Source organism: Geodermatophilus sp. SYSU D00742 (genome assembly GCF_054049935.1).
Genome location: NZ_JBJGYJ010000023.1, coordinates 24,794 through 44,261, shown reverse-complemented (window position 1 = coordinate 44,261; position 19,468 = coordinate 24,794). Strand labels below are relative to the sequence as shown.

At 73.2% G+C, this 19,468-nt stretch carries 19 protein-coding genes; 17 read left to right on the top strand and 2 right to left on the bottom strand.

Annotated elements, in window-relative coordinates; genetic code table 11:
• Window positions 1-70 precede the first annotated feature (70 nt).
• The 5 genes from hisD to hisH are packed head-to-tail and all read left to right on the top strand — an operon-like array spanning window position 71 to window position 3,981.
• The gene (gene hisD / locus ACI78V_RS15875; protein WP_456852391.1) at window positions 71-1,375 is read left to right on the top strand and encodes a histidinol dehydrogenase; all 1,305 of its coding nucleotides are present in this window, start codon (window positions 71-73) and stop codon (window positions 1,373-1,375) included.
• Window positions 1,372-2,484: a histidinol-phosphate transaminase gene (locus ACI78V_RS15870; protein WP_456852389.1), complete on the top strand. Its 1,113-nt coding sequence runs from the start codon at window positions 1,372-1,374 to the stop codon at window positions 2,482-2,484. The genes hisD and ACI78V_RS15870 overlap by 4 nt, the downstream gene beginning before the upstream one ends.
• 5 nt (window positions 2,485-2,489) lie before the next feature.
• Complete coding sequence (hisB, locus tag ACI78V_RS15865) at window positions 2,490-3,086, top strand: imidazoleglycerol-phosphate dehydratase HisB (RefSeq protein ID WP_456852387.1); 597 nt, start codon at window positions 2,490-2,492, stop codon at window positions 3,084-3,086.
• A gap of 27 nt (window positions 3,087-3,113) precedes the next feature.
• Window positions 3,114-3,290: a hypothetical protein gene (locus ACI78V_RS15860; RefSeq protein WP_456852385.1), complete on the top strand. Its 177-nt coding sequence runs from the start codon at window positions 3,114-3,116 to the stop codon at window positions 3,288-3,290.
• Window positions 3,291-3,345: 55 nt separating this feature from the next.
• A complete protein-coding gene (hisH, locus tag ACI78V_RS15855; protein WP_456852383.1) occupies window positions 3,346-3,981 on the top strand; it encodes an imidazole glycerol phosphate synthase subunit HisH in 636 nt (211 codons plus the stop codon).
• A 94-nt stretch (window positions 3,982-4,075) separates the two neighbouring features.
• Here the strand turns inward: hisH and ACI78V_RS15850 are convergent, their stop codons facing one another.
• Together ACI78V_RS15850 and ACI78V_RS15845 are read right to left on the bottom strand one after the other, a co-directional pair.
• Complete coding sequence (locus ACI78V_RS15850) at window positions 4,076-4,840, bottom strand: SDR family NAD(P)-dependent oxidoreductase (protein WP_456852381.1); 765 nt, start codon at window positions 4,838-4,840, stop codon at window positions 4,076-4,078.
• 26 nt (window positions 4,841-4,866) lie between these two features.
• Window positions 4,867-5,466, bottom strand: coding sequence for a nitroreductase family protein (locus ACI78V_RS15845; protein WP_456852379.1), 600 nt, complete (start codon window positions 5,464-5,466; stop codon window positions 4,867-4,869).
• A 261-nt stretch (window positions 5,467-5,727) separates the two neighbouring features.
• Between ACI78V_RS15845 and ACI78V_RS15840 the strand changes: the two genes are divergently transcribed.
• The 12 genes from ACI78V_RS15840 to ACI78V_RS15785 all read left to right on the top strand — a co-directional run bounded on the left by ACI78V_RS15840 (window position 5,728) and on the right by ACI78V_RS15785 (window position 19,463).
• Complete coding sequence (locus ACI78V_RS15840) at window positions 5,728-7,341, top strand: ABC transporter substrate-binding protein (RefSeq protein WP_456852377.1); 1,614 nt, start codon at window positions 5,728-5,730, stop codon at window positions 7,339-7,341.
• Window positions 7,342-7,745: 404 nt separating this feature from the next.
• Window positions 7,746-8,849, top strand: a complete 1,104-nt coding sequence (locus tag ACI78V_RS15835) for a zinc-dependent alcohol dehydrogenase (protein WP_456852375.1) — start codon at window positions 7,746-7,748, stop codon at window positions 8,847-8,849.
• A 13-nt stretch (window positions 8,850-8,862) separates the two neighbouring features.
• Window positions 8,863-9,867 (top strand): amidohydrolase family protein, encoded by a 1,005-nt coding sequence (locus ACI78V_RS15830; RefSeq protein ID WP_456852373.1) that lies wholly within the window; start codon window positions 8,863-8,865, stop codon window positions 9,865-9,867.
• A gap of 794 nt (window positions 9,868-10,661) precedes the next feature.
• Complete coding sequence (locus ACI78V_RS15825) at window positions 10,662-12,275, top strand: ABC transporter substrate-binding protein (RefSeq protein WP_456852371.1); 1,614 nt, start codon at window positions 10,662-10,664, stop codon at window positions 12,273-12,275.
• Window positions 12,272-13,306, top strand: a complete 1,035-nt coding sequence (locus ACI78V_RS15820) for an ABC transporter permease (RefSeq protein ID WP_456852369.1) — start codon at window positions 12,272-12,274, stop codon at window positions 13,304-13,306. Before ACI78V_RS15825 ends, ACI78V_RS15820 begins: the two co-directional genes overlap by 4 nt.
• Window positions 13,293-14,186, top strand: a complete 894-nt coding sequence (locus tag ACI78V_RS15815) for an ABC transporter permease (RefSeq protein ID WP_456852367.1) — start codon at window positions 13,293-13,295, stop codon at window positions 14,184-14,186. Before ACI78V_RS15820 ends, ACI78V_RS15815 begins: the two co-directional genes overlap by 14 nt.
• Entirely contained in the window at window positions 14,183-15,289 is a 1,107-nt protein-coding gene (locus ACI78V_RS15810; protein WP_456852365.1) for an ABC transporter ATP-binding protein, read from the top strand. The genes ACI78V_RS15815 and ACI78V_RS15810 overlap by 4 nt, the downstream gene beginning before the upstream one ends.
• Window positions 15,286-16,410: an ABC transporter ATP-binding protein gene (locus ACI78V_RS15805; RefSeq protein WP_456852363.1), complete on the top strand. Its 1,125-nt coding sequence runs from the start codon at window positions 15,286-15,288 to the stop codon at window positions 16,408-16,410. Before ACI78V_RS15810 ends, ACI78V_RS15805 begins: the two co-directional genes overlap by 4 nt.
• A 17-nt stretch (window positions 16,411-16,427) precedes the next feature.
• Window positions 16,428-16,982, top strand: coding sequence for a UGSC family (seleno)protein (locus ACI78V_RS15800; protein WP_456852361.1), 555 nt, complete (start codon window positions 16,428-16,430; stop codon window positions 16,980-16,982).
• A gap of 73 nt (window positions 16,983-17,055) precedes the next feature.
• On the top strand, window positions 17,056-18,126 hold the full coding sequence (locus tag ACI78V_RS15795) for a hypothetical protein (protein WP_456852359.1): 1,071 nt from the start codon (window positions 17,056-17,058) through the stop codon (window positions 18,124-18,126).
• Entirely contained in the window at window positions 18,123-18,353 is a 231-nt protein-coding gene (locus ACI78V_RS15790; protein WP_456852357.1) for a hypothetical protein, read from the top strand. The genes ACI78V_RS15795 and ACI78V_RS15790 overlap by 4 nt, the downstream gene beginning before the upstream one ends.
• Window positions 18,354-18,530: 177 nt before the next feature.
• Window positions 18,531-19,463, top strand: coding sequence for an SDR family NAD(P)-dependent oxidoreductase (locus tag ACI78V_RS15785; protein WP_456852355.1), 933 nt, complete (start codon window positions 18,531-18,533; stop codon window positions 19,461-19,463).
• Window positions 19,464-19,468 lie beyond the last annotated feature (5 nt).

Sequence of the window (19,468 nt, the reverse complement as noted above, 5' to 3'; positions counted from 1 at the left end):
CCGCCCGTGCGGCCCCGTCTACCCTGGGGTGTTCCCGTTCCCCGCCTCGGAACCGCCCGGAGGTCCGCCCGTGCTCGCCCGCATCGACCTGCGTGGATCCGCGCTGCCGGGGGTGCGCGAGCTCTCCGGCCTGCTGCCCCGTGCCGCCACCGACATCGACTCGGTGCTGGCCACGGTCCGGCCCCTGTGCGAGGACGTCCGCATCCGCGGCGCCCAGGCGGTGCGGGAGATCACCGCCCGGATCGACGGCGTCGACCTCGAGGACTTCGCCGTGCCCCGGGCCGCGATCGACCGCGCGCTGGCCGAGATCGACCCGACCGTCCGCGCCGCGCTCGAGGAGGCCATCGCCCGCGTCCGGCGCGTCCACGCCGACCAGGCCCGCACCGACGTCACCACGCAGGTGGTCCGCGGCGGCACCGTCACCGAGCGGTGGGTCCCGGTGCGCCGGGTCGGCCTCTACGTGCCCGGCGGGCTGGCCCCGCTGCTGTCCAGCGTCGTCATGAACGTCGTCCCGGCGCAGATCGCCGGGGTGGAGTCCATCGCGGTCGCCTCCCCGCCGCAGCGCGACCACGGTGGCCTGCCCGACCCCGGCGTCCTGGCCGCGTGCGCGCTGCTCGACGTCACCGAGGTCTACGCCGTCGGCGGCGCCCAGGCCATCGCCGTGTTCGGCTACGGCGCGGGCAGCTGCGAGCCGGTCGACATGGTCACCGGCCCGGGCAACGTCTACGTGACGGCGGCCAAGCGGCTGCTGCGCGGGCTCATCGGCATCGACTCCGAGGCCGGCCCCACCGAGGTGGCGGTCCTCGCCGACCACACCGCCGATCCCGTGCACGTCGCCGCCGACCTGATCAGCCAGGCCGAGCACGACCCGCTGGCCGGCGCGGTGCTGGTGACGACGAGCGAGGAGCTGGCCGACGCCGTGGTCGGGCTGGTCCCGGGGCAGGTGGCCGCCACCAAGCACTCCGACCGGATCACCACCGCCCTCGAGGGCAGCCAGTCGGGCATCGTCCTCGTCGACGACGTCGAGGCGGGTCTGCGGGTGGTCGACGCCTACGCCGCCGAGCACCTGGAGATCCAGACCGAGAACCCGCGCGAGGTGGCGATGCGTGTGCGCAACGCCGGTGCGGTCTTCGTCGGCGCGTGGTCCCCGGTGTCGCTCGGCGACTACTGCGCCGGCTCCAACCACGTGCTGCCCACCGGCGGCTGCGCCCGGCACTCCAGCGGCCTGTCGGTGCAGTCGTTCCTGCGCGGCATCCACGTCGTCGAGTACGACGAGCAGGCCCTCGCCGAGGTGGCCGGCCACATCGACGCCCTCGCCGGCGCCGAGGACCTCCCCGCGCACGCCGCCGCCGTCCGGGCCCGGCAGCGCGCATGACGCGCCTGGAGGAGCTCCCGCTGCGGCCGGAGCTGCGTGGTCGCACGCCCTACGGCGCCCCGCAGCTGCCGGCGAAGTACCGGCTCAACACCAACGAGAACCCGCACCCGCTGCCCCCGGAGCTGCTGGCCGACCTCGGCGAGGCGCTCGGGCACGCGGCGCTGGAGCTCAACCGCTACCCCGACCGCGACGCCCTCGACCTGCGCCGCGACCTCGCCGCCTACCTGACGCGCACCAGCCGGGAGCCGATCGAGGCCGCGCAGGTGTGGGCGGCCAACGGCTCCAACGAGGTGCTCCAGCAGGTCCTGCAGACCTTCGGCGGCGCGGGCCGGCGCGCGCTGGGCTTCACACCCTCGTACTCGATGCACCCGATCATCTCCGCCGGCACCGGCACCGCCTGGGTCGACGGCCACCGGCGGGCGGACTTCACCATCGACCCGGCCGCGGCCGCCGCGCAGGTCCGCGGGGTCGCCCCCGACGTCGTCTTCGTGACCAGCCCGAACAACCCGACCGGCACCGCGGTGGAGCTGGCTACCGTGGAGGCGCTCTACGACGCCACCGACGGGGTGGTCGTCGTCGACGAGGCCTACGCCGAGTTCGCCCGCACCGGCACGCCGTCGGCGCTCACCCTGCTGCCGGGCCGGCCGCGGCTGATCGTCAGCCGCACGATGAGCAAGGCGTTCGGCATGGCCGGGCTGCGGCTGGGCTACCTCGCCGCCGACCCCGCCGTCGTCGACGCGCTGCAACTCGTGCGGCTCCCGTACCACCTGAGCTCGCTGACCCAGGCCGCCGCCCGGACGGCGCTGGCGCACACCGACGCCCTGCTCGCGACCGTCGACGCGGTCAAGGCCGAGCGGGACCGGATCGTCGCCGCGCTGCCCGGCCTCGGGTTGACCAGCGTGCCCAGCGACGCCAACTTCGTGCTCTTCGGCCGCTTCGCCGACGCCCGCGCCGCGTGGCAGGCACTGCTGGACCGGGACGTGCTCGTGCGCGACGTCGGGCTCCCGGGCTGGCTGCGGGTCACCGCCGGCACCGCGGAGGAGACCGACGCCTTCCTCACCGCGTTGGGTGAGGTCGCGCCGGACCACCGCACCACTGAGGGAGGATGAGCGCCATGGCGCGCACTGCACGGGTCGAGCGGGAGACCAGCGAGACCAAGCTGGTCGTCGAGCTCGACCTCGACGGCACCGGGAAGAGCTCGATCAGCACCGGGGTCGGCTTCTACGACCACATGCTCACCGCGCTGTCCAAGCACAGCGGCATCGACCTCACCGTGCGGGCCGACGGCGACCTGCACATCGACGCCCACCACACGGTCGAGGACGTCGCGATCGCGCTCGGCCAGGCGTTCGCCCAGGCCCTGGGGGACAAGAAGGGCATCACCCGCTACGGCGACGCCACCATCCCCATGGACGAGGTGCTCGCGCAGGCGGCGGTCGACCTCTCCGGCCGGCCGTACTTCGTGCACGCCGAGCCCGAGGGCATGACGCCGATGATCGGGCCGGACTACCCGACCAGCCTCACCAAGCACGTGCTGGAGTCCTTCGCCTTCAACGCGCGGATCAGCCTGCACGTGCGGGTGCTCTACGCCGGCCGCGACGCCCACCACATCGTCGAGGGGCAGTTCAAGGCCCTCGCGCGGGCGCTGCGGGCGGCCGTGGCGCTCGACCCGCGGGTCACCGACGTGCCCTCCACCAAGGGTGCGCTGTAGCCCTGTGATCCCGCTCCGGTCCCGCGCATGACCTTTGCCGTCCTGCTGCTCGTCCTGGGCGGCTTCCTGCTCGGCGGGGCCTGGAGCATCTGGAAGGCCGACTCCGACACGGAGGGCCGCACCGGTCCGCAGGTCTTCTTCGCGGTGGTGCTGCTCGCCGCCGCACTGCTGGCCACGGCCTCGGGCATCCTCCGGATGGTGTGAGCCACCTCCCGGAACACCCCCGGGCCGTTCCCGGCTGATCGATACCGTGGGAGCCATGAAGAAGGTCGTCGTGCTCGACTACGGGTCGGGCAACCTCCGCTCGGCCGAGCGCGCGCTGACCCGGGTCGGCGCCGACGTCACCGTGACCGCCGACCCGCAGGCGGCGCTGGACGCCGACGGCCTCGTCGTCCCCGGTGTGGGCGCCTTCGCCGCCTGCATGGCGGGCCTGCGGGCCGTCGACGGCCCCCGGGTCATCGACCGCCGGCTGGCCGGCGGCCGGCCGGTGCTCGGTGTCTGCGTCGGCATGCAGGTCCTCTTCGAGCGCGGCGTGGAGCACGGCCGGGACGCCGAGGGGTGCGGTGAGTGGCCCGGCGTCGTCGAGCCCCTGCAGGCGCCCGTGCTGCCGCACATGGGGTGGAACACCGTCGAGGTGCCCGAGCGCAGCGTCCTGTTCGACGGCCTGGCCGACCAGCGCTTCTACTTCGTGCACTCCTACGGCGTGCGCGAGTTCCCGCTGGGTGCCGACGGGGCGCCGACCCCGCTCGCCGCACCGCTGGTGACCTGGGCCGAGCACGGCGACCGGTTCGTCGCCGGCGTGGAGAACGGCGCGCTGTCGGCCACCCAGTTCCACCCCGAGAAGAGCGGTGACGCCGGCGCCCAGCTGCTCACCAACTGGCTCCGGACGCTCTGACGTCGCGGTCCTCCCGGACCGCACCTCGACGCTCGGGGACACGCTCGCTGCCCGCGCTGCGCGGAGAGGGCCAGGGTCGGCGGCCGAGCAGGTCCTAGCTGCGCAGGTAGGACGCGCCGTTGACGTCGATGATCGTGCCGGTGGAGAAGCGGGCCCCCGGCGAGGCCAGCCAGAGCACCGCCGACGCCACCTCCTCGGGGCGGGCCACACGGCCGTAGGGCGACTGCGCCCGCACCGCGTCGCCGCCGGGCCCGTCGAGCACCTCGCGCGCCATCTCCGTCTGCACGAACCCGGGGGCCACGGTGCCCACGGAGATGCCGTGCGGCGCCAGCGCGATCGCCATCGACTGCCCGAAGGCGTTGAGCCCGGCCTTGGACGCGCCGTACGCCGGGGTGTCGGGCTCGCCCCGGAACGCGCCGCGGCTGGAGACGTTGACGATCGCGCCCCCGCCCGCGGCGACCAGGTGCGGCACCGCCCGGAACGTGGCGTTGGCCGCGCCGACCAGGTTCACCGCCAGCGTCCGCGACCACGTCGCCTGCCACTGGTCGTAGGAGGTGGTCAGGGGCGGGTGCGCGGTGAACACCCCGGCGTTGTTGACCAGCACCTGCAGCCCGCCCAGGCCCGCGGCGGCGTCGTCCACCATGCGGCCGACGGCCTCGGCGTCGCCCAGGTCGGCCTGTACCAGGACGTGACCGTCGCCGGGGAGCTCGGCCAGCACCCGCTCGGCCCGAGCCCGCGAGGAGCCCCAGTGGACGGCGACCCGGTCGCCCCGCTCGGCGAAGGCGAGGGCGATCGCACGGCCGATGCCGCGGGAACCGCCGGTCACCAGGACGGCGCGGGACTCGGTGTCGTCTGCCACGGTGGGCAGTCAACCAGCAGCGCCGGTCACCACCGGCCGCGGTGCACGACCTCGTCGACGCCGCGCCGGCCCCGCCGCAGCGAGGGGGAGCGGCGGTCCTCGGCGCCGGGGTAGCCCACCGAGACGCAGCCGACCGGCCGGTGGCTGTCCGGGACGCCGAACGCGGCGCGGAACGCCCCCACCCGCTCGGCGGGGATCCCGAAGAAGCAGGCGCCCAACCCCTCGTCGACGGCGGTCAGCAGCATCAGCAGTGCCGCCATGCCGGTGTCGACGTCCCAGAAGGGGACCGGCCAGCGGGCCTCGTCGCGGTCGGTCCAGCCCTTGTCCGGCTCCGCGTAGCGGTCCAGGTAGGCGTCCTTGGACGACAGCGGCACCACCAGCAGCGGAGCCCGGCGCATCCGTACCAGCCAGGGGTCGGGCGCGCCGGGGCCCGTGGTCGCCGTCCAGAACCGCGCCCGCTCCTCCGGCGACTCCAGGACGAGGAACGCCCAGCCCTGGCTGAACCCCGCCGACGGCGCCCGGGTGGCGTGCTCCAGCAGCCGCTCCCGGACCTCCGGGGGAACCGGCCGGTCGGGGTCGTAGTCCCGGACCATCCGGCGCCGGCGGACGACGTCAGCGAACTCCACGGCGCCCACCCTGCCAGCCGGCCACCGTGACCGGTTCGTTGCGCGGGAACGCGCGGGTGCACCCGCCCACGGCGAACTTGTCTTCCACCCCGCGCAAGCGCCGGTCCGCCCGATCGGCTCCTCCCAGGATCTTGGCCGTCGCAGTGACGCCCGTCACTGCGACGGCCGGGCGGCCCGTGGCCCCTGGCTCGCGAGCTCCACCGCACCTCCCAGCTCAGCCCGCAGTTGTCTCGAGGCCGACCCAGCAAGGGGAGCACACACATGAAGAAGCGGACGATCCCGTCCATCCTCCTCGCCACCGCCCTGGCGCTGTCCGCGTGCGGCGGTGGCGACTCCGGGAACGGCACCAACCCCGGGACGCAGGCCGCCGCCGGCGAGCCGCAGCAGGGTGGCGAGCTGACCGTCCTGGAGGACGCCGCGTTCGCGGGCAGCTGGCCCACCGGTCTCGACCCCGCCTCGAACACCACCGGTGGCGCCAACATCGCGATGATGCAGGCGATCTACGGTGGCCTGTTCCTGCTGCGCGCCGAGGACGACGGCTCCAACGCCCGCATCGAGGGGCACCAGGCCGAGAGCTCCGAGCTGTCCGAGGACGGGCTGACGCTCACCGTCAAGCTCCGCGAGGGCATCGAGTTCAGCGACGGCACCCCGCTGGACGCCGAGGCGGTCAAGTTCAACTGGGAGCGGGCGCTGGCCGCACCCTGCAGCTGCAAGCCGACCTGGCAGCTCGCCGAGGACCCGATCAAGGTCATCGACCCGCTGACGGTGTCGATCACGTTCACCTCGCCCAACGGCGCGGTCATGTCCGGCTTCCCGGCCAGCAACGTCAACTGGATCGCCTCCCCGACGGCGCTCCAGGAGATGGGCGAGGACGCCTTCAAGATCAAGCCGGTCGGCGCCGGCCCGTTCGTCGTCGTCGAGAACCAGTTGAGCTCGGTGCTGGAGCTGGAGCGCAACCCGGACTACTTCAAGGAGGGCCTGCCCTACCTGGACAAGCTCACCTTCCAGTCCATCGGTGGCGACCAGCCGGCCTACCAGGCGCTGCAGGCCGGTCAGGCGCAGGCCTACGAGGGCATGAACACCACGCCGCTGGTGGAGCAGGCGCAGGCCAACGGGCAGATGCAGGTGACCATCCAGCCGGCCACCTCGCCCTACGTCATCCAGCTCAACACCGAGACGGGGCCGTTCACCGACCCCCGGGCCCGTGAGGCGATCTACCGGGCGACGGACTTCGACGCGATCAACGAGGGCATCTTCGGCGGCAACTACGAGGTCAGCCAGGGCTTCACCGCGCCGGGCGGCAAGTTCTACGAGCGCGAGGTGGCCGGCTACCCGGAGTACGACCTGGACCGCGCCAAGGAGCTGGTCGAGGAGCTCGGCGGCCTCACGGTCAACCTCGGGACCATCAGCAACTACGTCGCCACGCAGATCAACACCGCGCTGCAGACGCAGTGGCAGGAGGCCGGGATCGACGTCACCATCGAGGACTTCCAGCTCTCCGGCCTGGTCGAGTCGTTCAACTCCGGTCAGTGGCAGGCGATGCTGCAGACCGCCGGCGCCTGGGACCCCGCCGCCGGGGTGGGCGTCGGCTTCCGGTTCACCTCCACGTCGCCGTTCAGCGGCATCGCGGACCCGGAGCTGGACACGCTGCTCGCCGACGCGGCGGGCACGCTCGACGAGGACGCGCGGGCCGACCTGTACCGGCAGGCCGCCGAGCGGATCGCGGAGAACTCCTACGCACCCTTCGGCCTGGCCTTCGCCCCGGCCAACCTCGCCGTCGCGGGTGTCCACGGTCCGGGCCTGACCACCAGGATCCCGCCGCTGCTGGTCAACTCCGGCGTCATCTGGGACGAGGTCTGGCGCGAGCAGGGCTGACCGGCCCGACTCCCCGCGGGCCCCGGGCGACCGGGGCCCGCGGGATGGCTCGTCCCCGGCGGGGACGGCTCCGGCCGTCCCCGCCGGTCCCGGGCCCCGTGCCCGCAGGCAGGCACCGTGCGCCTGCGCTCGGCCGTGGACCTCGCCGGCGTCCGGGAGGCCGCCCGCCGGCGCGCGCCGCGGCCGACGTCGACCGCGGTCTGCTCCTCCTGCCCGGCGGCCGGCCGCACCGACCGGTCCACCGCACGGCGGAAGGGTCGTGGTGACCCCCTGCGCACCGCACCTAGCGTGACCCGCGGCACACGAGTGGTGCGGGGCCCCGGGCGGTCCCGCCCGGGTCCGGTAGCCCGACGGCGCACGACGATCGGCGCCCGTTCCCCGCTCGCACGAGGAAAGAGGACGACATGGCCGACATGGTGCGCGCCGCGGTCCAGGTGGGCCCGCGCAAGATCGAGATCCGGGAGTTCCCCCGGCCGCAGGTGGGCCCGGACGACGGACTGCTCCGCCTGGAGGCCAACGGCCTGTGCGGCAGCGACGTCGAGTTCTACAAGGGCCACGCGCGCCCGGACAGCCCGGCGTTCGTGCCCGGCCACGAGCCCATGGGCATCATCGAGGAGGTCGGCGAGAACGCCGCCCGGCGCTGGGGCGTGCAGCCGGGTGACCGCGTCGCCCTCGAGGTCGTCGTCCCGTGTCGCAACTGCTTCGACTGCCTGACCGGCAACTACCAGGCCTGCCGCAACAGGGTCGGCGGTCACGGGGTCACCCCGGTCGACGTCGCACCGTCCCTGTGGGGCGGGTTCGCCGAGTACATGTACCTGGCCCCGGGGTCCGTCGTCCACAGGATCGACAACACCCTGCCGGTCGAGGTCGCCGCCATGTACAACTCGATGGGCGCCGGCGTCCGGTGGGCGCTGCACTACGGCCAGGTGCGGCTCGGCGACACCGTGCTCGTGCTCGGCTCCGGCCTGCGCGGCATCGCCGCGGTCATCGCGGCCAAGGCCGCCGGGGCGGGGACGGTCGTCGTCACCGGCCTGGAGGCCGACGCGCACAAGCTGGCGCTGGCCCGGGAGTTCGGGGCCGACCACGCCCTGGTCGTCGACGGCGACGCCGCCGAGGACGTCGTCGAGCGGGTGGGGGACCTGACCGGCGGCCGCGGTGTCGACGTCACCCTGGAGCTGACCCCGATGGCGGCGGGCCCCGTCACCGACGCGCTGCTGGCCACGAAGCACGGCGGCCGCGTCGTGCTCGCCGGCATCAAGGGCAACCGCGAGATCCCGCTGCGCACCGACCTGATCATCAACCGGGCGCTGACCGTCCAGGGCGCGTTCGGCGTCGACGCCACGGCGATGGCCGAGGCGATCGCGCTCATCGAGTCCCGGCGGTTCCCGCTGGAGCGGCTGCACACCCACACCTTCGGCCTGGACGACACCGCGCACGCCATCGAGGTCCTCGCCGGCGAGGTGCCCGGGGAGTCCGCCGTCCACGTCTCCGTCCACCCGAACCTCTGACCGGAGGGCCCGCATGCTCATCGACACCCACGCCCACCTGCTGCCCTACGACTACCCGGCCGACGCCCCCGAGTGCTTCCCCCGCATGGAGGCCGTGGACGGCGAGACCGCCCGCACGCTGCTGTTCGGGCAGATGCAGTTCAAGGCCAAGGACGTCTTCTTCGACGCCGAGCGGCGCATCGAGGCCATGGACGCCAACGGTGTCGACGTCGAGGTGCTCACCCCGATGCCGCCGCTGCTGCGCTACGACCTCCCGCTGGACGACGGCCTGTCCCTGGCCCGCCACGTCAACGAGTTCAGCGCCACCCTGGTGCAGGCCGACCCGACGCGGCTGATCGCCCTGGGCATGGTCCCGATGCAGGACCCGGACGTCGCGACCGCCGAGCTCGCCGCCATCGAGGAGCAGGGCCTCAAGGGCGTCGAGATCGCCTCCAACGTCCTCGGCTCCTCCATCGGGCACGAGAAGTTCCTGCCGTTCTTCGCCGAGGTCGAGCGCCTGGGGCTGTCGGTCTTCGTGCACGCCATGCCCTCGCCGACCGAGCGGCTGCCGATGTCGGCCATGGGCACCTACGTCGTCGGCGTCGAGGGCGCCTTCGCGGCCGCCTCGATGGTCACCGGCGGCACCGCGGCCAAGTGCCCCGACCTGCGGATCTCCTTCAGCCACGCGGCCGGCGGCTACCCGCTGATGATCCCGCGTCACCAGTACTTCTGGGGTGGCTCGTGGAACGAGGAGCCGAAGAACCCCGAGCGCGCCGTCATGCCCGACGACGGGCCCTCGCCGCTGGAGTACGCGCGCCGCTTCTACTACGACTCGCTGGTGTTCGACCGCCGGGCGCTGACCTACCTCATCGACCTGCTCGGCTCCGACCGGCTGCTGGTCGGCTCGGACTTCCCGGCCATGCCGCGGGAGGAGCCGGCCGGCCGCACCCTGAGGTCGATGGGCCTGCCCGACGAGGTCCTCGAGGACATCCTCTGGAACAACGCCTGGCGCTGGCTGGGCATGGCGCCTCCCCGCTGAGGCGCTGGGGCCCCCGGGACGCCGTGCGGCGTCCCGGGGCGCCCACGCGGTCGCGGCCGGCGACGGACCGCCGGCCGCGCGGACCGCGCGGGAGATGCCGCGCGCGGTGGCGTCGAGCCCCGGTACGAACGCCTGCGCTGCGTCGTGCCGCCGACACCGTCACCCCGAGGGAGCCGACCACCTCGTCACCGGCGCCCCGCACCGGGACGGCGACGGCGAGCGCGGGCGCGTCGGCAACACCTGACCGGTGCCCGCCGTGGGCAGTGGCCACCGCCCACCGATCCGGCTCCCCGGTCGGACCGTCCCGCGGGGTGCGCAACGCCTCGACGTCGACGACGTCGGACCCGTCCCCGTACGCCCGGGACGACGTCGGCCCGCGCGGCCTGGTGCAGGTGGTCGACGTGGGGGACCGCCACCTCGCTGACCCGGGGTCCCTGCGGCGCCAGCGCGCCCGCGCCGAGGGCGAGCGGGGCGTGCGCCGGGCTCGGTCACCCCTCCGCGGCGGCCGGCCGAGGGCCCGCTGTGCCCGGTTCCACGGGCCCCGGCGGCCCCGCCGGCCACCAGCCGTCACAGCCGCTCGAACGGACCGGTCGGTCCGCCCGGCGGGCCCGAAGTTGTCTTCCGCCGGGTGAAAGCGGCGGGGCCCCCAGGCAGGTCACTCGCGGAATCTGGTCCGGCCCCCAGTGACCCCCATCACTGCGTGTGCCCACGTTCCCGACGGCGCGAGCGAGGACTCCCACGTCGGCTCGCACCGTCCACCCCGAAGTCACCGAGGCCCCAAGGGGAGCACCCAGATGAAGCAACGGACGATCCTGTCCCTCCTCACCGCCGCGGCGCTGGCGTTGTCAGCCTGCGGCGGTGGCGGCGACAGCGGAGGCTCCGCCTCCGGTGCGACCGGGGGACCGGTCGGCGAGCCCCAGCAGGGCGGTGAGCTGACCGTCCTGGAGGACGCCGCGTTCGCGGGCAGCTGGCCGGCCGGCCTCGACCCCGCCACCAACACCACCGGTGGCTCGAACATCGCCATGAACCAGGCCATCTTCGGTGGCCTGTTCCTGCTGCGCGCCGAGGACGACGGCTCCAACGCCCGCGTCGAGGGGCACCAGGCCGAGAGCTACGAGATGTCGGAGGACGGGACCAGCTTCACGGTCAAGCTCCGCGAGGGCATCGAGTTCACCGACGGCACCCCGCTGGACGCCGAGGCGGTCCGGGCCAACTGGGAGCGGGCACTGGCCAACCCGTGCACCTGCAAGCCGACCTGGCCGCTGGCCGAGAACGGCATCCAGGTGGTCGACCCCCTGACCGTCTCCCTCAGCTTCACCCGGCCGTACCCGGCCATCCTGGCCTCCTTCCCGGTCAGCAACGTCAACTGGATCGCCTCCCCGACGGCGCTCCAGGAGATGGGCGAGGACGCCTTCAAGATCAAGCCGGTCGGCGCCGGCCCGTTCGTCGTCGTCGAGAACCAGTTGAGCTCGGTGCTGGAGCTGGAGCGCAACCCGGACTACTTCAAGGAGGGCCTGCCCTACCTGGACAAGCTCACCTTCCAGTCCATCGGTGGCGACCAGCCGGCCTACCAGGCGCTGCAGGCCGGTCAGGCGCAGGCCTACGAGGGCATGAACACCACGCCGCTGGTGGAGCAGGCGCAGGCCAACGGGCAGATGCAGGTGACCATCCAGCCGGCCACCTCGCCCTACGTCATCCAGCTCAACACCGAGATCGCACCGTTCGACGACCCGCGGGCCCGTGAGGCGATCTACCGGGCGACGGACTTCGACGCGATCAACCAGGGCATCTTCGGCGGCAACTACGAGGTCAGCCAGGGCTTCACCGCCCCCGGTGGCAAGTTCCACGAGGAGACGGTCGAGGGCTACCCGGAGTACGACCTGGACCGCGCCAAGGAGCTGGTCGAGGAGCTCGGCGGCCTCACCGTCAACATCGGCACGATCAGCAACTACGTCGCGACGCAGATCAACACCGCGCTGCAGACGCAGTGGCAGGAGGCCGGCATCGACGTCACCATCGAGGACTCGCAGCTGTCCGGGGTCATCCAGAAGTTCACCGGTGGCCAGTGGCAGGCGATGCTGCAGACCGCCGGCGCCTGGGACCCCGCCGCCGGGGTCGGCGTGGGCTTCCGGTTCAACTCCGGCGTCCCGTACAGCGGGGTCAACGACCCCGAGCTGGACACCCTGCTCGCCGACGCCTCCGCGACCGTGGACGAGGCCCAGCGGGCCGACCTGTACCGGCAGGCCGCCGAGCGGATCGCGGAGAACTTCTACGCACCCTTCGGCCTGGCCTTCGCCCCGGCCAACCTCGCCGTCGCGGGTGTCCACGGCCCGGGTCTGACCACCAGGATCCCGCCGCTGCTGGTGAACACCGGCGTGATCTGGGACGAGGTCTGGCGGGAGCAGTGACAGCCACGGCCACCCCGCGGGTCCCGGTCAGCCGGGACCCGCGGGTCTCCCCCCTCTCCCGGCTGACCGGCTCCCCGGTGCTGCGGCTGGTCGTCAAGCGACTGCTGATGGCCATCCCGATCATGCTGGGCGTCACGGTCCTGACGTTCTGGGTGCTCAGCCTGATCCCGGGCAACGCCGCCCAGCAGCTGCTGGGCCCGGAGGCCACGCCCGAGGACATCGCGCTCCTCGAGCAGCAGCTCGGCCTCGACCAGCCCGGGGTGGTCCGCTACTGGGAGTGGCTCCAGGGTGCCGTCACCGGCGACCTGGGCAACTCCCTGGTCAGCCGGCAGCCGGTGAGCGACATCCTCGGCCAGCGCTTCCCGGTGACCGCCGAGCTGGTGCTCCTGGCCTTCGTGGTCTCGCTGCTGCTGGCCATCCCGGTGGCCCTGCTCGCCGCGCACAAGCCCGGTGGCCTCATGGACCGGATCAGCATGATGATCAGCACCCTCGGGCTGTCGGTCGCCAACTACGTGCTGGCGCTGCTCCTGGTGCTCGTGTTCGCCGTCTCCCTGGGCTGGCTGCCGGCCATCGGCTACACCCCGCTGGAGGACGGCCTCGCGGCCAACCTCGAGGGGATGATCCTGCCGTCGGCGGCGATCGGCTTCCCCCTGTTCTGCTACTACACCCGGTTCCTGCGCGGGGACCTGGTCGACCAGATGCAGCAGGAGGAGTACGTCACCACCGCCCGGGCCAAGGGCGTCGGCTCCTGGGCGGTGCTCATCAAGCACGCGTTCCGGAACTCCTCCTTCGGTCTGATCACCATCGTCGGCCTGAACCTGGGCACGCTCATCGGCGGCACGGTGATCATCGAGCAGATCTTCGCCCTGCCCGGCATCGGCCAGATGCTGCTGCAGGCCATCAACACCCGTGACTTCGTGGTGGTGCAAGCGGCGGTCGTCATCTTCGCCCTGGTCGCCGTCGTGGCGAACCTGGTCGTCGACCTCCTCTACGCCGTCCTGGACCCGAGGATCCGTTATGGCAGTCGTTGAGCCGGCCCCGTCGTTCTCCCTCAGCCCGGAGATCGACGAGGCCGAGGCCAAGGCCGGGACGCGCAGCGGGCGCTGGCGCGGCCGGCTGGGCACCTGGATCCCCGCCGGGCTGATCCTGTTCGTGCTGGTGGCCTGCTTCCTGGGGCCGACCCTGCTGTCGCTGCCGAGCCCCGTCGGCGGGAACGTCCTGGAGAGCAACCAGCCGGCGCTCTCGCCGGGGCACCTCCTGGGCACCGACCCGAACGGCAACGACATCCTGTCGCGGCTGCTCAACGGCGGTCGGTCCTCGCTGTGGATCGCCCTCGCGGTCAACCTGCTCGGCCTGGTCGTCGGCGGGACCCTCGGCGCGCTGTCGGGTCACGTCGGTGGCTGGGTCGACACGGCCATCATGCGCGTCCTCGACGTGCTGATCGCCTTCCCGTCGCTGGTGCTCACCCTGGCCGTGGCCCAGGCGCTCGGCCCGAGCATGACGAACACGATCTTCGCCCTGGCGTTCTTCAGCGTGCCCGCGTTCGCGCGGCTGGCCCGCTCGGCGGTGCTGCGGCTGCGGGAGATGCCGTTCATGGCGGCGGCGCAGCTGGCCGGGACGTCGTCCTGGCGGATGCTGTTCAAGCACCTGGCCCCCAACATCGCCCCGCAGCTGATCACCTTCGGCATGCTGGGCATGGGCATCGTGATCATCATCGAGGGCGCGCTGAGCTTCCTCGGTCTCGGCATCCCGGACCCCGCCCCGAGCTGGGGGAACATGGTCTCCACCGGGCAGCTGAGCCTCTCGGCGACGCCGATGCTGGTGGTCTGGCCCAGCGTGGCCCTGCTGGTCACCGTGCTCGCCTTCAACCTCCTGGGCGAGAACCTGCGCGCGCGATGGAGCGGTCGATGAAGGAGCAGTCGGTGACCTACCCGCGAGGAGGGACCATCGTGTCCGAGGGCGTCATCGACCCGGCGTCCCACGCCGCGCCGGCGGCCGCCGCCGACCGGCCGGGCGAGCCGCTGCTGGTGGTGGAGGACCTCCGGGTCCAGTTCACCCGCGGCGGGCGCACGATCAACGCCGTCAACGGGCTGTCCTACGAGCTGGCACCCGGGTCCATGCTGGCCATCATCGGGGAGTCCGGGTCGGGCAAGAGCGTCAGCTCCCGGGCCCTGATGGGGCTGCTGCCGCCGACGGCCAGGATCTCCGGCTCCGTGCGGTTCGACGGCCGCGACCTGCTCGGCCTGTCCGAGCGGGAGATGCAGGCGCTGCGCGGCGGCGACATCGCGATGGTCTTCCAGGACCCGGCGCGCTCGCTGAACCCGACGATGAAGATCGGGGCGCAGATCACCGAGGCGGTGCGGCTGCACAGCGACCTGGACAAGAAGGGCGCCCACGCCCGCGCGGTCGAGCTGCTGAAGCTGGTGCGGCTGCCCGCCGCCGAGCGGCGCTTCCACGAGTACCCGCACCAGCTCTCCGGCGGGATGCGCCAGCGCGTGATGATCGCGATCGCGCTGGCCGGTGAGCCGCGGCTGCTGATCGCCGACGAGGCCACCACGGCCCTCGACGTCACGACGCAGGCGCAGATCATGGAGCTGCTGGTCGAGCTGCAGGAGCGGCTGGGCATGGCGGTCATCATGATCAGCCACGACCTCGGGCTGGCGGCCAGCTACGCCCAGGACGTCGTCGTCATGTACGCCGGCCGGGCGGTCGAGTACGCCCCGACGAAGGTGCTGTTCGCCAACGTGCGGATGCCCTACACCCACGCTCTGCTCGGGGCCATCCCGGCGCTGGACCGGGAGCCGCACTCGCTGTTCGAGGTCACCCCCGGGCAGCCGCCGGACCTCTCGGCGCTGCCCAAGGGCTGTCCCTTCCGGCCGCGGTGCTCCAACGCCACCGACCAGTGCCTCCAGATGCCCCCCTTCACCGAGCACGACCCCGAGCACTGGTTCGCCTGCTGGCACCCCGTGGGCTCGGGCACGGTCGAGCACACCGCGAACGGAGAACAGCGATGACCGCGGTCGAGGAACGCACGGCGGGGGACCGGTCGGCCGCCCGCGCCCCGCTGCTCAGGGCCCGCAACCTCGTGCAGGAGTTCCCCGTGCGGGCGGCTGGGGGCGTCAAGGGTGGTGTGGTGCACGCGGTGTCGGACGTGTCGTTCGACATCTACCGGGGCGAGACCCTCGGTGTCGTGGGGGAGACCGGCTCCGGCAAGTCCACCCTCGCCCGCTCGGTGATCCAGCTGCCGCGGCCCAAGTCCGGCGTCGTGGAGTTCCAGGGCACCGACCTGATGAAGGCGAGCCGGAAGGAGCTCAAGGAGTCCCGCCGGCAGATGCAGATGGTCTACCAGGACCCCTTCGGCTCGCTGAACCCGCGCTGGCGGGTGAGCGAGCTGGTCGAGGAGCCGCTCGTCGGCCACGGCCACGGCAACGCGACGTCGCGCAAGCGGCGGGTGGAGGAGCTGCTCGACCTCGTCGGCCTGGACCCGTCGCAGTACGCCAGGCGGCGTCCGTTCGAGCTCTCCGGCGGTCAGTGCCAGCGGGTCGCCATCGCCCGCGCCGTCGCGCTGGAGCCTGCCCTGATCGTGGCCGACGAGGCGGTTTCCTCCCTCGACGTGCTCATCCAGGCCCAGGTGCTGAACCTGTTCGAGAAGCTCCGCCGCGAGCTGGACCTCTCGTACCTGTTCATCGCCCACGACCTCGCGATGGTCAAGCAGGTCAGCGACCGGGTGGCCGTCATGTACCTGGGGCAGCTGGCGGAGATCGGTCCCGCCGAGGGCATGTACCGGCAGCCGCTGCACCCGTACACGTCGGCGCTGCTGGACTCCATCCCGCGCGTGGACCCGGTCACCGGCGCGGCGCACCGGCCGGTCGCGCTCCCGGGCGAGCCGCCGTCGCCGATCGACCCGCCCAGCGGGTGCCGGTTCCGCACCCGGTGCCCTCGGGCGCAGCTCAAGTGCGCCGAGGAGGCGCCGCAGCTGGTCGAGCGGCTGCCCGGCCACCAGGTCGCCTGTCACTTCCCGCTGGACATCGTCGAGGCGGACCTGCCGCCGAGGCCGGCCGGTGCGACGCTGGCGCCCCCGCCGGTGCCGGCCCAGCCGACCGCGCCGCCCCGGCCGGCTCCGCAGGCCCTGTGACCCGCGAGGAGGGACACGTGTTCGACAGCATCGTCGACCCGACCGTGGGGGCCCCCGGCGACGACCGGGGCCGCACCGCGCTGGCCACCCGGCCGGCGCAGCTGTCCGGGCTGAGGCTCGGGCTCCTGGTCAACACCAAGCGCAACGCCGCCGACTTCCTCGAGGAACTGTCGGCGCTGCTCGAGTCCGAGTGCGGCGTGACCACCGTCCTCACCCGGACCAAGCCGAGCATCGTGCACCCGGCCCCGCCGGAGATGCTCGAGGAGTTCCGCGGGGAGACCGACGTCGTCGTCGTCGGGGTCGGCGACTGCGGTTCCTGCAGCGCCTCCGCCGTCGCCGACGGTCTCCAGCTGGAGGCGGCCGGCATCCCCGCGGCGGTCATCTGCAGCGACGCCTTCCGGGTCAGCGCCGACGCGATGGCCGACCTGCAGGGGACACCGGGCTACGAGTACGTCACCACCGCCCACCCGGTCGCGAGCCTGTCCCGCGAGGGGGTCCGCGAGCGCGCCGTCCAGGCGCTCCCGCGGATCGTCGGCATGCTGACCCGCCCCCCGGCGGCGGTGGCCCCGTGACCGAGCTCGCCAGGTCGCGCACGGGCACGGCACGACCCGGCACAGTGCCGACGAGCGCCGGCGAGGAGGCACTGTGACGACGGTGCAGGACCCGGTCCGGACGGCGAAGGAAGCCATCCGGTACTGCTACGAGCAGGGGTGGACCGACGGCCTCCCGGTCGTCCCGGCCACGGCGGAGGACGTCCAGGCCTTCCTCGCCACCACCGACCGGGATCCCGACGAGGTCATCGGCGCGCAGGAGCACCTCAACCGCCGGGTGACGGTCCGGCAGGCCGCGGTCAACGCGATCATGGCCGGGTGCGAGCCGGAGTACTTCCCGGTCGTGCTCGCCGCCTGGGACGCCCTCAACGGGGAGCCGTCCACCAACGGCGGCGCCTGGCAGTCCACCAGCGGGCCGGCGCCGCTGCTCGTGGTCAACGGCCCGGTGCGCCAGCGCCTCGGCATCAACTGCGCCGGCGGTGTGTTCGGCCCCGGCTTCCGCGCCAACGCCACCATCGCGCGGGCGATCGGGCTGATCGTGCGCAACGGCTACGGCATCAGGCCCCAGCAACTGGAGCAGGCCACCCAGGGCGTGCCCGGCCGGTGGCAGCTGCTCATCGGCGAGAACGAGGAGCTCTCGCCGTGGGAACCGCTCAGCGTCGTCGGCGGGCTCGAGCCCGGCGTGGACGCGGTGTCGGCGATGCTCATCCGCTGCTGCGAGTACGTCGACAACCGGCACACCGAGAGCGCCGAGGCGGTCCTGCAGGACTTCGCCGACTCGCTGTCGCGCATCGGCGCCTACCTCGGCATCCGGCACTCCACCGGTGGGCTGGTGCTCGGCCCGGAGCACGCCACGGTCCTGGCCGACGCGGGCTACAGCCGCGCCGACGTCCAGCAGTGGCTCTTCGAGCACGCCACCCGCAGCCACGCCGAGCTCGCCGCAGCCGGCAAGGCCGGGGGCCCCGGCGGTCCCGGCGAGGGTGACGAGGCGTTCCCGCTGATGCCCTCACCTGCGGAGATCCCGGTGGTCGTCGCCGGCGCGGCCAACGCCGCGATCTCCATGGTCTTCCGTCCGTTCGGCTGGGCCACCTGGTCCGGCCGCTCGGTGCCCGTCCGCTGGTCGGCCCAGTCCCGGCCGACCACCCCCCAGGAGGTGTCCCCGTGACCATCGACCAGGCGCAGCTGGACCGGCTGCAGCAGACGCTGCAGGCCGACGACTACCGGCTCGACGTCGACGTGCAGGGCGACTCGGCGAACGTCGCCATCGTCGCCGGGCCCGACGCGTGCGAGGAGTGCCTCGTGCCCAAGCCGCTCATGCAGTCGATGCTCGCCCCCGTCCTGGGCGTGCAGCCGGAGAGCATCCGGCTGACGTACCCCGCCGACAAGGGCTGACCGACCCAGCTCGACCCGGTAGCCCCGGCGGGGTCCACCCCGCCGCGACGACCACCCCGCGGACCCGTGGGCGCGGCCCAGCCCGCCCACGGGTCCGCGGCGTGCCCGCGGGACAGCCCGGGCCACCCCACCCGCTGCAGCGCGAGCCGCAGCACGAAGACGAGACGGAGCACGGACGTGGAGATCTCCCTGGAGGGGAAGGTCGCGCTGGTCACCGGCGTCGGCCCCAACATCGGCAGCGGCATCGCACTGGCGCTGTCCCGGTACGGCGCCAAGGTCGCCTGCAACGACGTCGACGACGCCGTCATCAAGACCGCGATCGCGCGGATCGAGCGCAACGGCGGCGAGGCCATGGCCGCGCCGGGCGACGTCACTGACGAAACCGCGGTGCAGGGCTACGTCGACGCCGTCCTCGAGCAGTGGGGCCGCATCGACATCCTCGTGAACAACGCCGCGATGCTCGGTGGCAAGGGGGTCCTCGACGAGGACGCGAGCACCTTCGAGCGGTCGATCAAGGTCTCCGGTCTCGGCTACTTCCTCAACACCAAGATCGTCGGCCGGGCGATGGCCGAGCGGGGCATCCGCGGCTCGATCGTGTGCATCTCGTCGTCCAACGGCTGGAACGGCTCGGCCGGCGTCATCGCCTACGCGTTCAACAAGGGCGGCGTGAACAACTTCGTCCGCGCCGCCGCGATGGACCTCGCGCCGTACGGCATCCGGGTCAACGGCTACACCCCGACCGCGCCGACCATCGACAACCCCGAGCTGCTCGCCGAGCTGGCGGCGCAGGGCCGCCCGGCCGACATGCTGGGCGCCGGCCGCAAGGGCGGCGGGCTGGGGGGCAACACCGGGGACGAGCCGTGGCGCCGACCCGCCCGCTGGACGGGGGAGCGCCCACCGCTGGTGCCGATGGGCAGCACCGGGACGCCGACCGACATCGGGCACGCCGTCGCCTGGCTGTGCTCGGACTACGCGCGGCTGATCACCGGCACCGACCTGGTCGTCGACGGCGGGGCGCGGGCGAAGAACTTCGCGTACTTCCCGGCCGACCCCGAGGACCTCGCCGGCCCGGTCCCGCTGATCCCCCTGGACGAGACCCCCGCTCCCTGACCGGC